This window comes from Nannocystis pusilla (genome assembly GCF_020073745.1).
GTDB classification, from domain to species: Bacteria; Myxococcota_A; Polyangia; order Nannocystales; family Nannocystaceae; genus Nannocystis; species Nannocystis radixulma.
This window is the reverse complement of sequence record NZ_JAIRAU010000058.1, coordinates 1-14,078: the sequence shown is the minus strand read 5'-3', so window position 1 is coordinate 14,078 and position 14,078 is coordinate 1. Positions and strand designations below refer to the sequence as shown.

At 72.4% G+C, this 14,078-nt stretch carries 10 protein-coding genes; 5 read left to right on the top strand and 5 right to left on the bottom strand.

The annotated features are described in order from the left end of the window. The 3 genes from K7C98_RS41565 to K7C98_RS41555 form a co-directional block, all read left to right on the top strand. The coding region (locus tag K7C98_RS41565) for a uroporphyrinogen-III synthase (protein ID WP_224197500.1) at nt 1–1,006 on the top strand (1,006 nt) is incomplete at its 5' end. A 645-nt stretch (nt 1,007–1,651) separates the two neighbouring features. Continuing rightward, nucleotides 1,652–2,902, top strand: a complete 1,251-nt coding sequence (locus tag K7C98_RS41560; protein WP_263430308.1) for a cytochrome P450 — start codon at nt 1,652–1,654, stop codon at nt 2,900–2,902. A 255-nt stretch (nt 2,903–3,157) separates the two neighbouring features. Further along, nucleotides 3,158–3,721: a ferritin-like domain-containing protein gene (locus K7C98_RS41555; RefSeq protein ID WP_224197499.1), complete on the top strand. Its 564-nt coding sequence runs from the start codon at nt 3,158–3,160 to the stop codon at nt 3,719–3,721. A gap of 7 nt (nt 3,722–3,728) precedes the next feature. Here the strand turns inward: K7C98_RS41555 and K7C98_RS41550 are convergent, their stop codons facing one another. Then, nucleotides 3,729–4,136, bottom strand: a complete 408-nt coding sequence (locus K7C98_RS41550) for a hypothetical protein (RefSeq protein ID WP_224197498.1) — start codon at nt 4,134–4,136, stop codon at nt 3,729–3,731. Nucleotides 4,137–4,909: 773 nt separating this feature from the next. Between K7C98_RS41550 and K7C98_RS41545 the strand changes: the two genes are divergently transcribed. Both K7C98_RS41545 and K7C98_RS41540 read left to right on the top strand, forming a co-directional pair. Next, complete coding sequence (locus tag K7C98_RS41545; protein WP_224197497.1) at nt 4,910–7,036, top strand: hypothetical protein; 2,127 nt, start codon at nt 4,910–4,912, stop codon at nt 7,034–7,036. After that, nucleotides 7,029–9,071, top strand: a complete 2,043-nt coding sequence (locus tag K7C98_RS41540) for an ABC transporter ATP-binding protein (RefSeq protein WP_224197496.1) — start codon at nt 7,029–7,031, stop codon at nt 9,069–9,071. Before K7C98_RS41545 ends, K7C98_RS41540 begins: the two co-directional genes overlap by 8 nt. Nucleotides 9,072–9,175: 104 nt before the next feature. On the opposite strand, the gene K7C98_RS41535 is transcribed toward K7C98_RS41540, so the two are convergent. From K7C98_RS41535 to hpnC, 4 genes are all read right to left on the bottom strand, one after another. Next, entirely contained in the window at nt 9,176–10,438 is a 1,263-nt protein-coding gene (locus K7C98_RS41535) for a diaminopimelate decarboxylase (protein ID WP_224197495.1), read from the bottom strand. Between the two features lie 164 nt (nt 10,439–10,602). Beyond that, a complete protein-coding gene (hpnE, locus tag K7C98_RS41530; protein ID WP_224197494.1) occupies nt 10,603–11,955 on the bottom strand; it encodes a hydroxysqualene dehydroxylase HpnE in 1,353 nt (450 codons plus the stop codon). A gap of 116 nt (nt 11,956–12,071) precedes the next feature. Beyond that, nucleotides 12,072–12,989: a phytoene/squalene synthase family protein gene (locus K7C98_RS41525; protein WP_224197493.1), complete on the bottom strand. Its 918-nt coding sequence runs from the start codon at nt 12,987–12,989 to the stop codon at nt 12,072–12,074. A gap of 8 nt (nt 12,990–12,997) precedes the next feature. Further along, nucleotides 12,998–13,972 carry a squalene synthase HpnC gene (hpnC, locus tag K7C98_RS41520; RefSeq protein ID WP_224197492.1) on the bottom strand — a complete coding sequence of 325 codons (975 nt, stop codon included), beginning with the start codon at nt 13,970–13,972 and terminating at the stop codon, nt 12,998–13,000. Nucleotides 13,973–14,078 lie beyond the last annotated feature (106 nt).

Sequence of the window (14,078 nt, the reverse complement as noted above, 5' to 3'; positions counted from 1 at the left end):
CGCGGAGCGCCTGATCGCGGCCGGACGCGACCCGGCGACCCCGTCGGCGGTGATCCGCTGGGGCACCCGCGGGATCCAGCGGACGCTGATCGCACCGCTCGGCCAGATCGCCGACCGCGTCGAGGCCGAGAACCTGCGCCCGCCGGCGGTGATGGTGGTCGGCAGCGTGGTCGACCTGCGACGGACGACGCAGTGGTTCGAACGCCGGCCGCTGTTCGGCAAGCGCGTGGTGGTGACACGAGCGCGCCACCAGGCGAGCGAGCTGCTGCAGCTGCTGGCAGCCCAGGGCGCCGATGCGGTGGCGGTGCCGTGCCTCGACATCGCACCGCCGGAAGATCTGGGGGCCCTCAGCGGGGCGGCGCAGACGCTCGACGAGGTCGATGGGGTGATCCTGTCGAGCCCGAACGGGGTGCGGGCGTGGTTCGACGCGCTGGCCGGGCTCGAGCTCGATGTCCGCGCGCTGCACGGGAAGTGCCTGGCGGCGATCGGGACGGGGACGGCGAATGCGTGCTGGGAACGCGGGATCCGCCCGGACATCGTGCCGTCGGCGGCGCGCTCGGAGGGGCTGGTGGAGACGCTGGGGTCGCGCGGGCTGCTGGCGCGACGCTGGCTGCACGTGCGCGCGGACGAGGGTCGCGACCTGATCGGCGAGGCGGTGCGCTCGGCCGGCGGGACGTACCGCCTGGTGATCGGCTACCGGGTGATCCGACCGAAGGTGCCGCAGCTGCTGACGCGCTCGCTGCTGCCGCCGGAGCGCGGCGGCGAGGGCTCGGACGCGATCTGCTTCGCGAGCGGGAAGACGGCCCGCCACTTCGTGGAGACGCTGACGGATGCCCACGGGGAGGCGGATACGCGCGAGATCCTGGGGCGCGCGAAGTTGATCGCGCTGGGCCCGGTGACGGCAGGGGCGCTCGAGTCGATGGGGCTGCGGCCCGACGCGGTCGCAGGGGGACTCACGGACGAGGCGATGCTGACGGCGGTGATCGAGGCGATGGAGCGCGGGTGAGCGTCTTCGACGGGCGGGGCGCGGGGCCGACGCTTGGAGGCGCGGGTCGGCGCTTGGGGGCGCGGGGCCGTGGAGAACTGGGTGACGGCGGGCACGGAGCGGCGGAATGGGTCCCTGGCGAACGGCGGGCCCCTCCCGTTTCACGTGCTCGGCGCTCTCGCTTCGAAGCTGACCTGGCGTTGAGGACAGGTCCGCAGCGCGTGCGCGGGACTGTGCGCCTGCGCGCGGTGAAACGCGGCTCCGTCCCGCCTGCCTTTCCGCCGCTCCGTGCCCGCCTGCGACGGCCGTCGCGGGCCCCGCTCGTCGCCGGGCGAACAGCCAGGCTTCGACGGGGAGGCGGTCGAAGCCGGTGAGTTGGTAGGCGAAGAGCCAGGCTTCGATGGGGAGGCGGTCGAAGCCGGTGAGTTGGCAGGCGAAGAGCCAGGCTTCGATGGGGAGGCCGGAGAGGTGGAGGGTCGCTGGACGAAGATGCTGGTCTTGATGGGTGAGGGTGAGGGGGCGTGGGCGAAGTCGACTGCGAGGAAGGTCGGGAGGATGGCTGGCGATCGGGGGCGTGCAGGCGGCCGCGCGGCGAGGGGGTCGCATCGGGGAGGACGGTGGCCGGGCGTTTGTCCGTGGGCCGCGGGACCGCTATCGTCGGGGGCGATGAGCTTTCTCCGCGAGTACGCGGCGAGCGAGGCCGAGTCGCGCACGGCCCTGACGCTGCGATGGCTGGCGGGGCAGCCGCGCGAGCTGTTCAGCGAGCTGCAGCGCGAGCAGCCGATCTTCTCGACGCCGGGGTTCGTGCTGGTGACCCGCTACGCGGAGACGCTCGAGGTGCTGTCGCGCGGCGATGTGTTTTTGGGACATGCCCTCGAGGCCAGGCGACAGGCGCTGTTCGGCGGGTTCTCGCTCGACGAGCGCGAGGGGCCGCGGGCGGCGGTCGAGGCGGCGCTGATGCGGCTGTGCGTGCGCAACGACGACGCGGACCGGGTGGCGGCGGTGAGCCACGAGGCGGCGACGGCGGCGGTGACGGCGGGGCGCGGCCGCGGCGGGTTCGACGTGGTGACGGATCTGGCGCAGGTGGTGGCGGGCCGGGTGGCGGCGGATTACGTGGGGGTCGGCGGGCCGCAGGAGAGCACGCTGGTGCGCTGGGTCGAGGCGATCGGCCGTGACGTCGAGGACAATCCGACCGGCGACAGCGAGATCCACGAGGAGGCCCGCTCGGCGGTGGCGGAGCTGGGCGGCTACACGGACACGATGGTGGCGTCGCGCCGGGCCCAGCGCTCGTCGGGACGGATGACGGGCGACGATGTGATCGGGCGGCTGGTGGCGCTGCAGAACGTGGCCCACCTGCGGATCGAGGAGCGCCGCCTCCGCGAGGTGCTGATCGGGCTGCTGGTGGCGGGGGTCGAGCCGATCGCGGCCTGCATCGCGCTGGCGCTCGGGGAGCTGCTCGACCGCCCGGGCGCGCTGCAGGTGGCCCGCGCGGCCGCGGCCGCCGGCGACGACGACGGGCTGTGGGCGGTGCTGCGCGAGGCGCTGCGGTTCTCGCCGCCGCGCCGGACGGTCTCGCGGATCTGCGGGCAGAGCTACACCCTGGCCAAAGGGACAGCCAACGAGGTGACGCTGCGGCCGGGCGCGCGCGTGGTGGTGGCGACCGCGGCGGCGTCGTTCGATCCCGAGCGCGTCGACGACCCGGAGCACTTCCGCCTGAACCGGCCGGAGCACCACGACTTCCTGTTCGGCGAGGGTCCCCACGCGTGCCTGGCGAAGTACGTGGCGATCGCGGCGATCCGCGAGGGCTGCAAGGCGCTGCTCGGCTGCGAGTTCCGCCTGGCCGGACCGCTGCGCCGCGACGGCGGGCGACCCATCGCGTTCCCGGTCGAGCTGCTGCCCCTGCGTGCGGCCGGGTGAGGGATGTACATGTCCCTCGGGACATGTCGGTTGTCTGGTCTTCGGGACATGTGATGGGCGGCCAGCGGGCTCAGGCGTCATGGTGAGCGCACCTAGCGCCGAGCGCGGCGTCCCGGCCGGGGGAGTCCGGCGGCAAGCCCGCGGCGAGCCCGGCGATGGCCGAAAAACCGCCCTTGCGACCTGTTCTACGGCGAGGGTGACGACCGGCCGCCGGCGAGAGGATGCGTGCCGCCGCGCACGTGCCATGGAGAAGCCATGACGACAGGGCAGAACACTTTCTCCACGGACATCGCGACCATCCGCAAGCGAGCCCGCGAGCACCTCGAGCAGGGCGCGCTGACCCCCAACTACGGCGGCGACGTCGAGACGGCGATCCGCGTGCTGAACGAGGCGCTGGCGACCGAGATCGTGTGCGTGCTCCGCTACCGCTTCCACGCGGTCACGGCGACCGGCATCGCCAGCGAGGCGGTGAAGGCGGAGTTCGAAGAGCACGCGCAGGAAGAAGAGGCGCACATGCTCTGGATCGCGGAGCGCATCAACCAGCTCGGCGGGAAGCCCAACTTCAACCCGGAGGGGCTGACCAGCCGCTCGGCGTCGCAGTACGTCGAGGGCAAGAACCTGGTCGACATGATCAAGGAAGACCTGGTGGCCGAGCGGATCGCCATCGAGACGTACCGCGAGATGATCCGCTACTTCGCCGAGAACGATCCGACGACGCGCATGCTCCTCGAGCGGATCCTGGCGCAGGAAGAGGAGCACGCGAACGATATGCACGACCTGCTGGTCGCCCACGAGGGCAAGCCGATGCTCGATCACTAGGCGGGGCTCACGCGTAGCTGTCGACGACGCCGCGCAGGTAATCGCCGGTGCGGCGGTCGAGCGCGGCGGTCACCATCGTCAGCGGGCACTCCTCGGCGCCGTCGGCCAGGCGGATGACGGGCAGCCGGTAGTAGACGTTGTCCGCGTCCTCGAGGTCGATGGCCCAGGCGGCGCCGTCGAGCGCGAGCAGCATGACGAGGCCGACGTGACGGGCGGCGGCGTCGAGGACCTCGCGGGCGCCGAGCTTCTGGATCGCGCCGGGATCGCGGTAGCGCGCCAGGAGAAACGACTCGAGCGCGTCGAGCGACTCGAGGTCGACGCCGAGGTCGGCGCCCATCAGTTCGCGCAGCTCGTCGCGAACCTCGACGTCGCGGGCGAGCCAGAGCTGGAAATCTTGCTTCGAGCGGAGGCGCATGATGTCGCGGATGGTATCGAGGACGGTGCGCATCCGATGACGGGCAGCGCGTGTCGGCGCGCATCTCGAGACATGGGTCCTGATGACCTGAGCATGGTCCCGTCCGCAAATCTCACATCGACGCGCCGGGGCGCTCCGCTGGCCTGATGTGTCGTGTGCTACAGTTTCGCGGTTCATGCGTCTGGCCGCCGGTTCAAGGTGGAGATCGGTGCTGGCACTGCTCATCGCAGTGTCGACCGCGCTTCTCTTCGCCTCGGCGCCATGCACGGCCTGGGCGCTGGGACGCAGCGGCGACGACGAGAGCATCTCGGTCAGCCTCCATGACGTCCCCGTCATTTCACGGCAGCAAGACTCGCCCGAGCGCTCGGCTCGCCGTGACGATGAGGACCCGGCCCTCGGCCCGTTCGACGAGCTCCTGCTGGTAGAAGAGCGCGTCTTCGCGGCCTGGCCGCTGCCGGCTCCGTGCACGTTGCACCGCGCTCGCCGAGTGGGCGGGCGGTACGCTCGCGGGCCCCCGACGGCGTCCTGATCGCCTCGTCCCGTCGCCTGCCGCGCGTCACGGCCAATTCCGGCCCGCGTCGGCAGCGAAGGGATCATGAACCGTCAGGACATCGCCGCTCCCTCGTGACACGCATCGCGGTACGCCGCCGAGGCTGTGTCCGGCCGCGCATTGGGCCTTCGCAGGTCCTCCGAACAACCAGCGCCTCCGTTCGCGCCTGGGCCCACGACCGTGGACCCATGGCAGGGCTTTCTGTTGCCTCGCCCTCACACGCATGCTCCCGAGGACCCATCACAAGACTCGAGCCCCCGCCTGCCTCGCTCGCGTGCTCGAGCTGCTCGCCGAGACCGCCGGCCACGAGCTGACGCTCCAGGGGGCCGACGAGGCCGCGCGCAGCGTCCGCTTCGTGGGTGAGGACTGGGTCGAGCCGGTCGCCAGGGCGGCCCGGCGCGCCGGGCTCAAGGCGGCCCGGTTCAGCCTCACGGCCGAGGAGCTGGGCCGCCTGCGCTCGCTCGAGTCGCCGGCGATGACCCGGGTCGGCGAGCGCTGGTTGCTGCTGCTCGGGGCGCGCGGCGGTGTGTTCGAGCTGTGCGTCGCCGACGAGTTCGGCGAGCAGAGGCTGGACCTCGACGGGCGGGCGCTGGCCCGCTGGCTCGCGGAGCACGGCGCGACCTCTCCGGTGGCGTGGCTGGCGATCGAGCCGCGGCTGATGTACTCGGCGCTGTCGCACGCGCCGGGCGGGGCGCGGCGGCTGCTGCGAACCCTGCGGCTCGAGCGGCGGGGGATCTACGCCGTGCTCGTCTACGGGGTCGCCATCGCGGTCGCCTCGCTGGCCGTCCCGCTCGCCACGCAGGCGCTGGTGAACACGATCTCGGCGACCTTCATGGTGCACCAGATCGCGGTCCTCGCGGTGCTGCTGACGATCGTGCTGAGCGCGGTGGCGATCCTGCGGGTGCTGCAGCTCGTCGCCGTCGAGCGGATCCACCGTCGCTGGTGGGTGCGCGGGGCGACCGACTGGATCCGGCGCACGGCGCAGACGTCACGAGCGTCGCGTCAGGTCGCCTCGAACCGCGACCTGGCGAACCGCTTCCTCGACGTCGCGCTCCTGCAGAAAGACGTCGCGGCGCTGCTGCTCAACGGCTCGTCGCTGGTGCTGGTGATGCTGGCGAGCCTGGTGCTGCTGGCCTTCTACCACCCGGTCCTGCTCGCCTTCGACGCGGTGCTGATCCTGGGGATCTGCGTCGTGGTGTTCGTCGGCCACGGGGCGACCGCAGGCGCCAAGCGCGAGGCGACGGCGCGCTGGGCCGTGTTCGCGTGGATGGACGACGTCGCCGGCGGGCGCCTGACCTTCGCCGGCCCGCGCGGCCGCGCGCTCGCGGACACCCGCGGCGAGTTCCTGCTGCGCGACTGGCTCCACGCCCGCGGCGGCTACTTCCGGCGGCTCCTCCGCCACGTCATCGCCGGCGCCGGCCTCGAGGTGCTGGCGACCGTCTCGGTGCTGGCGATCGGCGGCTGGCTGGTGATGAACGGCGAGCTCGATCTCGGCCAGCTGGTGGCGGCGTCGGTGCTGGTGTCGCAGATCGGCGCGGGCGTCGGGCGCCTCGGCCGTCAGCTCGATCCGATCTACGAGGGCATCGCGGCGGTCACGACGATGGGCGAGGCCCTCGACGCCGATCTCGAGCCGAGCGGCGGCGAGGCGCTGCCTCGGCTCGCGCGACCGCTCGAGGTCGAGCTCGTCGACGGCGCCGGCGTGATCGTCCTGTCGGTCGAGGCCGGCGAGCGCGCGGCGCTGGTCGGGGCGAGCGACAGCCACAGCCGGGTGCTCGACCTGCTCTACGGGCTGTTCGGCCGCGCGCGACTGCCCGACCTGTCGGCGCGGCTCGACGGACATGACCTGCACCTGCTCGACATCGAGGTGCTGCGCGACCAGGTCGCGCTGGTCCGCGGCGGTGAGGTGGTGTGCACGACTGCGCTCGAGAACATCGTCGGCGCCGACTGGTCGGGCGACCGCGTCGAGCTCGACTTCTTGCTCGACCTGGTCGACCTGCACCCCGCGCTGCAGCGGCTGCCGAACGGGCTGCAACAGGAGCTGCTGCCCGACGGCGACGCGGGCCCGCTGACCGAGTGCGAGATCCGCCGGCTCGTGCTGGTGCGGGCGCTCGTCGCCGGGCCGCGGCTCTTGCTCATCGATCTCGGGCTCGATCGCCTCGGGCTCGCCGCGCCGCGCCGCGCCGCGCTGCTCGACTGGATCTTCGACCGGGAGCGGCCCTGGACCGTCGTCGTCGTCACCGACAGCGTCCACAGCCGCGACCTGCTGGCCCGCTGCGACCACCAACACGACCTCCGGACGCACGGGGGCGAGTGCATCGAGAGGCGAAGACCGCACCATGATCATGGATGACGCCACCCCGATCCCCGCGCGTGTGTTCGAGCTGCTGGCCGCGGCCACCGGGCAGACGCTCGTGGCGCCGGTGATGACGAGCGAGCCGGAGCCGAGCCCGCAGCCGTGGGAAGTCGCGGCCGCGCGGGCGGTCCGCCAGGCGGGCCTGAAGGTGGCGCGCTTCGACGTCGAGACCGCCGACGAGCTGTCGCGGCTGTGTGCCCTGGACGCGCCGGCGTTCACGTCGCTGGGCGACCGCTGGGTCGTGCTGCTGGGCACGCGGTACGGCGCGCTCGATCTGGTGGTGCTCGACGGCGACAGCGAACGCCGCCAGCGCATGCGGGCGACGACGCTGATGGCCTGGTTGAAGCCGCGCGGCGGGCCGCGGACGACCCACCCGTGGCTGGCGATCGAGCCGAAGATGACGCTCTCGGCGCTGTCGCACCCGCCGAGCGAGTTCGTCCGCCTGGTCCGGACCTTCGTGCTCGAGCGGCGCGAGGTCTACGTGATCAGCGTGTACGGGGCGGTGATGGCGGTCGTCTCGCTCGCGGTGCCGATCTCCGCCCAGGCGCTCGTCAACACCATCTCCGTCAACGTGATGGTGCAGCCGATCCTGATCCTGTCGACGATGCTGTTGGTGGCCCTCGGCGCGATCGCGGTGCTGCGGGTGCTTCAGTTCATCGTGGCGGAGCGGGTCAACCGTCGGCTGTGGGTGCGCGGGGTGATCGACTGGATCCGCCGCACGCCGCGGACCTCGCGGGCGTCGCGGCAGCAGATCTCGAACCGCGAGCTGTGCAACCGCTTCATGGACATGCCGATCCTGCAGAAGGACTTCTGGTCGCTGCTGCTCGACGGCACCTCGCTGGTGATGGTGAGCGTGGCGAGCCTGGTGCTGCTGGCGTTCTACCACCCGCTGCTGCTGGCGTTCGACGTGGTGCTGCTGATCGGCATCGCCCTCGTCATGCTGTCCGGGCGCGGCGCGGAGGCCCGGGCGGTGCGCGAGTCCAATTGCAAGTGGTGGCTGTTCCGCTGGATCGACGACGTCGGGAACATGCGCCTCGTCTTCTCCGACCCGCGCGGGCGGGCGCTGGCCGATGCGCACGGCGAGGTGCTGCTGCGCGACTGGCTGCGCGCGCGCGGGAACTACTACTCGGCGTTCCTCCGCCACGTCGTCACCGGCGCGGCGCTCGAGGTCCTGGCGACGGTGGGCGTGCTGGCGATCGGCGGATGGCTCGTCCTCTCGCGCGAGCTGACGCTGGGCCAGCTCGTGGCGGCGTCGGTGCTGGTGTCCCAGATCGGGGCCGGCGTCCGCAACCTCGGACAGCAGCTCGATCCGGTGTACGAGGGCGTGGCCGCGGTCACGACCCAGGGCAGGACGCTCGACGCCGACCTCGAGCCGCGCGGCGGCGAGGTCTTGCCGGAGTCGACGCGGCCGATGGCGGTCGAGCTGACGGTGGAACAGACGCAGCTCGCCGTTCAGCCCGGCGAGCGCGTGGGGCTGGTCGGCGGCCACGACGGCCACAGCCGGATCCTCGACCTGCTCTACGGCCTCTACGACCGCACCCCGCCGGCGACGCTGTCCGGCCGGCTCGACGGCCGCGACGTCGCGCAGCTCGAGCTCGAGAGCCTCCGGGAGCACGTCGCGCTGGTCCGCGGCGGCGAGATCGTGGGCGCGAGCCTGCTCGAGAACATCGTCGGCAGCGACTGGTCAGGCGACCTCGACGAGGTCCACGCGCTCCTCGATCTCGTCGATCTCCGCCGCACGGTGCTCGCGCTGCCGGACGGCTTCAGCCAGATGCTGACGGCCGACGGCGACGGCGGGCTGCTCTCCGACAGCGAGATCCGCCGGCTGGTGCTGGTGCGGGGGCTCGTCGCCCGGCCCCGGCTGCTGCTGATCGACCTCGGGCTCGACCGCCTCGATCTCGCCGCGCCGCAGCGCGCGGCCCTGCTGGACTGGATCTTCGACCGCCAGCGCCCGTGGACCCTGATCGTCGTCACCGACAGCCTCGAGAGCGAGGAGGTGCTGGCGCGCTGCGACCAACAGCACGCGCTCTAGCGCCGCGATCTTAAGGGCATGTCGCATCAAGCATGTTGGAGAGGACATGTGCGCGCGGGCATGTCCTCTTGGCCATGTGCGAAGGACCAGGCAGGCGGGGCCGGTCAGCCGCCCCAGAAGGCGACGACGTCGGCGATCCGGTCGCGCGGGCGGAGGACGGCGAGCTCGGGGCCGTCGAGGCCGACGACCAGCGGGATCGCGCGGCTGCAGTAGCGCGACCACATCGACAGGGTGTAAGCGCCGGTGTCGCGGATCAGGACGTGGTCGCCGGCGGCCAGCGGCGGCAGCGGGAGGTCGCGGGCGAGCAGGTCGCCGCCGAAGCACAGCGGGCCGGCGAGGGTGGTGGGCACGGGCTCGCCGCCGAGCAGCCGGCCGTCGCGGCCGAGGGCGAGGAAGTCGTGGTGCCACTCGTGGGGGCGGTAGACGCGGCGCAGGAGCAGGTCGGCGCCGACGTGCAGGACGGCGACGGGGCCGGGCTTGGTGACCTCGACGCGCGAGACGACGAAGCCGCAGTCGGCGAGGATCGAGCGCCCGAACTCGGTGACGAGCTGGACGCCGGCGGTGAAGAGCTCGGGGATGGCGCCGCGCAGGGCGGCGGCGTAGGCGGCGGGGGTGAGCCGGGCGGCGTCGTCGCGGTACTGGGCCGGGAGGCCGCCGCCGAGGTCGAACATGTCGATCGGGACAGGTCGCGCGGCGACGAGCTCGCGCCGGAGCTCCCACACCCGGGCGACGCCGTCGACGAGCTCGGGGATGGTGACGCCCTGCGAGCCGATGTGGACGTGGAGGCCGGTGAGGAAGGCGTGGCGCATGAAGGCGTCGACGATGGCGGGGCCCTGCGACAGCGGGACGCCGAAGCGGCTGCCGCGGTGGCCGACGCTGGTGAGGGCGAGGGCGGCCTCGGGGAGCTCGGGGTTGACCCGCAGGCCGATCCGGCTGGTGCTCGCCGGGGTGTGGAGGGCGGCGATCCGCTCGATCTCGGCGAAGTTGTCGGCGTTGATCCGCAGGCCGAGGCGCAGGGCCTCGGCGAGCTCGGCCTCGGTCTTGACCGGCGAGTCGAAGACGATCCGGTCGGGGGGACAACCTGCTCGAAGGGCCAGGTGAACCTCCTCGATCGAGGCGGCCTCGAGGCCGGCCCCGGCCGCGACGGCGACGCGCAGGACGCCGACGAGCGGGTTGGCCTTGATCGCCAGGGTGTGCAGCGCGCCCGGGGCGGCGAAGGCGGCGGCGACGTCGGCGATCTTGGCCCGCAGGCGCTCGAGGTCGTGCACGAGCACCGCGGGCTCGTCGGCGTGGCCGGCCGCGCGCACGCGGCGGAAGGCCTCGGCGAGGTGTTCGGGCGCGGGGCGGAGGTCGACGGCGAGCGGCACGACGGGAGGGTCGCTCAACTGCAGCGCGGGCGCCAGCCGACGAGCAGCGCCGGTGCGCCCGCGGAACAGGCCGCGGCAGGCTCGCCGACAGTCCGAGCGAGAAGCGTGGACGGCGGGCTCGACGCCATCGCAGGCGCTTCGTAGTTGGTGACCTCGGGGCGGGGTCAGTTGCGTTCGCCGGTGAGGATCGCCTTGGCGGCGTCGTGGCCGCTCTGGACGGCGGACTCGATGGTGGCGGGGAGGCCGGTGCGGACCCAGTCGCCGGCCATGTAGAGGCCGCGGACGGGGCCGGTGACCTCGGGGCGGCAGTGGTAGGTGCCGGCGGCGTGGGAGATGGTGGCGCGCTTCTCCTTGATGACCTTGAAGCGCTTGATCTCGGGGCCCTGCGGGCCGGCGGCGGGGAAGTAGCGCTGGAGCTCGGACTGCAGCAGGGCCTGCAGGGTCTCGGGCGGGTCGTCGACGCAGGCCCGGGCGGCGCTGATCGTGCAGTTCATCATGACCTCGCCGCCGACCTCGCCCTCGATCCGCGAGCGGTTGAACATCCAGTGCAGCGGGCCGGCGACCAGGCCGATGAACGGGTCCTCGAACGGGGCGCGGTCGACCGAGAACCACAGGTTGACGATCGGCGACGGGCGCAGGCGGGCGATGTCCTGATAGACAGGGTGGTTGGGCAATGTCCCCGGGAGCATGTCCAAAAAGGCTTGCGGGGGGACGGACGAGACGACGACGTCGGCCTGGAGGGTGTCGCCCGACTTGAGGGTGACGCCGGTGACGCGGGCGCCGGTGACCTCGAGCGCACGCACCGACTCGCCGAGGCGCAGCTCGCAGCCGCGGGCGCGCAGGTAGGCCAGCGCCTGCTCGACGTAGAGGCGCGACAGCGGGACCTTGGGCACGCCGAGGCGGGAGGCGTCGCGGCTGGTGAGGAAGGCGCGGTCGAGCACGGCGGTGAACATGGCCGCCGAGGACACGAGCGGGTCGTCGTTGAGGGTGCCCCAGATCAGCGGGTCCCAGAAGGCGTTGCGCAGGGTCGGCGTCTGGCCGAGGCGACGCAGCCAGCTGTCGCAGGTCTCGTTGTCGTCGGGCCGCTGGACCTCGCCGCGCAGCATGAGGCCGGCGCGCAGGGCCGCGGCCTTGTCGAGCACGCCGAGGCCGCGCATGGTGAGGAGGCCGGTGGCGAGGTGCAGCGGCGCGGGCAGGGCCGGGCACTGCAGCTCGAGCCGCTTGCCGCCGGGCTTGACCATCGTGACCGCGAGGTTCTTCTGGAAGTAGACGCCGTCGGTGCTGTCGATGGTGCGCAGGAACGCCAGCGTCTCGCGGTAGCAGCCCATCATCAGGTGCTGGCCGTTGTCGACCTCGCGGTCGAGCGTGGCGTCGTGGAACGAGCGGGCCCGGCCGCCGCCGGCTTTGGTGGCCTCGATCAGGGTGACGACGCGGCCGGCCTCGGCCAGGCGCACAGCCGCGGAGAGGCCGGCGAGGCCGCCGCCGATCACGATGACGCTGCGGGTGCTTTCGGGCATGATGAAGAGGACAGGGCCGAGAGGACAGGTCCGAATGGACAGGACTGGGAGGACAGTACCGAGAGGGCAGGTCCGTCAGGGCAGGTCCGTGCGGACAGGCCCTTCAGGACAGGCCTTCAGGACAAGACAGAGGCGCCGGCGCGGGCCAGCGCGAGGAAGGCGACGCGGAGCTTGTCGCGGCGGCGCAGGGAGGCGCGGCGGGTGAACACGTTGTAGTTGCGGGCCCGGATCTCCTGCAGGATCTCGTAGTAGGTGCGGCCCATGATCTCGGCGGGCAGGAGGCGGCGCTGCGGGATCTCCGGCAGCAGCGCCCAGGCGGCGTGGTACTCGCGCTCGGCGGCGGCGGCGAAGTCGGCGGCGGCGCCGACGAACCGGCCGTCGTAGCGGTAGTTGAAGATGTCGTCGGGCTCGAGGCCGTGGCGGTGCAGCAGCTCGAGCGGGAGGTAGATCCGGCCGCGGGCGGCGTCCTCGGCGACGTCGCGGAGGATGTTGGTGTACTGCAGCGCGAGCCCGAGGTGCTCGGCGTAGCGGCGGGCCGCGCCGCGCTGGTCGCCGAACAGGGCCACGCACAGGAAGCCGACGCACGAGGCGACGCGGTAGCAGTAGAGCCGCAGCTGCTCCATGTCGTCGTAGGTGCTGCGGTCGAGGTCCATGGCGACGCCGGCGATGATCTCGTCGAAGGCGTCGCGCGGGTAGTGGAAGTGCTTGTTGCTCTCGGCCAGCTGGCGCCCGAGCTCGGTGTGCGGGGGGTCGTCGTCGACGTAGGCGTCGCCGTAGATCCGCGCGACCTCGGCGCTCCACCCGGCCAGCGCGCGGCGGGCCGCCTCCTCGCCGGCGGGGCCGGGCTCGCGCTCGTCGACGATGTCGTCGACGACGCGGCAGAACTCGTAGACCTGCTGCAGGCCGGCGCGCTGCTCGGGGCCCAGGAACAGGAACGCGAACTTGAAGTTCGAGTTGGAGCGCTGCACGAGCCGCCGCCACAGGGCGACGGCGCCGCCGGGGATCGTGCGCGCGAGTTCCATGAGCTGGGTCATCGGGCCGACTAGACCTCGCCGCGGAGGAAGCGGCGGCCGAACGAGAAGATCGAGCGCGCGGCGATGCCGAGCATGTCCTGCTTCTCGAGGGTGGGGCGGAAGGCGAGCACCTCGTAGTCGAGGTCCTCGATGCGTTGGAGGATGGCCATGCCGCCGCGCCAGGTCGCCTCGAGCTCCATCGACAGGCCGGGCTCGACGCGGCGGATCAGCGGGTAGCCGCGCAGGAACATGCTGCGGCAGCGCGAGACCGAGAACGCCATCAGCTCCTTGAAGGCGCGGGTGTGGCGGCCGGCCAGCAGGTCCTCGCGGCTGACGTTGAAGTGGACGAGGTCCTCCTCGGGGAGGTAGCAGCGGCCGCGCGGGGTGTCGACGCTCAGGTCCTGCAGGAAGTTGGCGATCTGCAGGGCGGCGCAGATCTCGTCGCTGAAGCGGTGCAGCTCGGGCTCGTGGTGGCCGTGGACGTAGAGCACGAGCTGGCCGACCGGGTGCGCCGAGTGCTTGCAGTAGTGGCGCAGCTCGGCGAACGTGCCGTAGCGCTTCTGTGTGAGGTCCATGCGGAAGGCGGTCAGCAGCGCCTTGAACGGGCCGATCGGGATGTTGTGGCGGCGCACCGTGTCGCGCAGGGCCAAGAACACCGGGTGCTGGATCTCCTTGTGGTAGGCGGCGACCAGCAGCTGCTCCCAGCGATCGAGGGCGTCGACCCGGCGGGTCTCGAAGCGCGGCTCGTCGGCGAAGTCGTCGGCGGTGCGGGCGAACGCGTAGATCGCCATGATGTTGGGCCGCAGGTGTGCCGGCAAGAAGCGCGAGGCGACCGGGAAGTTCTCGTAGTGCGTGGTCGCCATGCGCTCGCAGTAGCGATAGGCGGTCTCGAGGGTCCACGGGCCGGGAGGGGCGCCGTCCGGAGAATTGACGCGCTGGCCGTCGAGGTCGCCCTCGGGGGGCGGCGGGACGCAGAAGAGGCGGGGTTCCGTGGCGCTGACCATGACGGCAGTTCTCCGAGGATAGGCGGGCGAGAGGGTAGTGGTGCGGCTTCGGCGAGGCCGCGTCTCAGAGCGTGAGCGGAAGTCTAGCGGCTTTCGGATCGAAGCT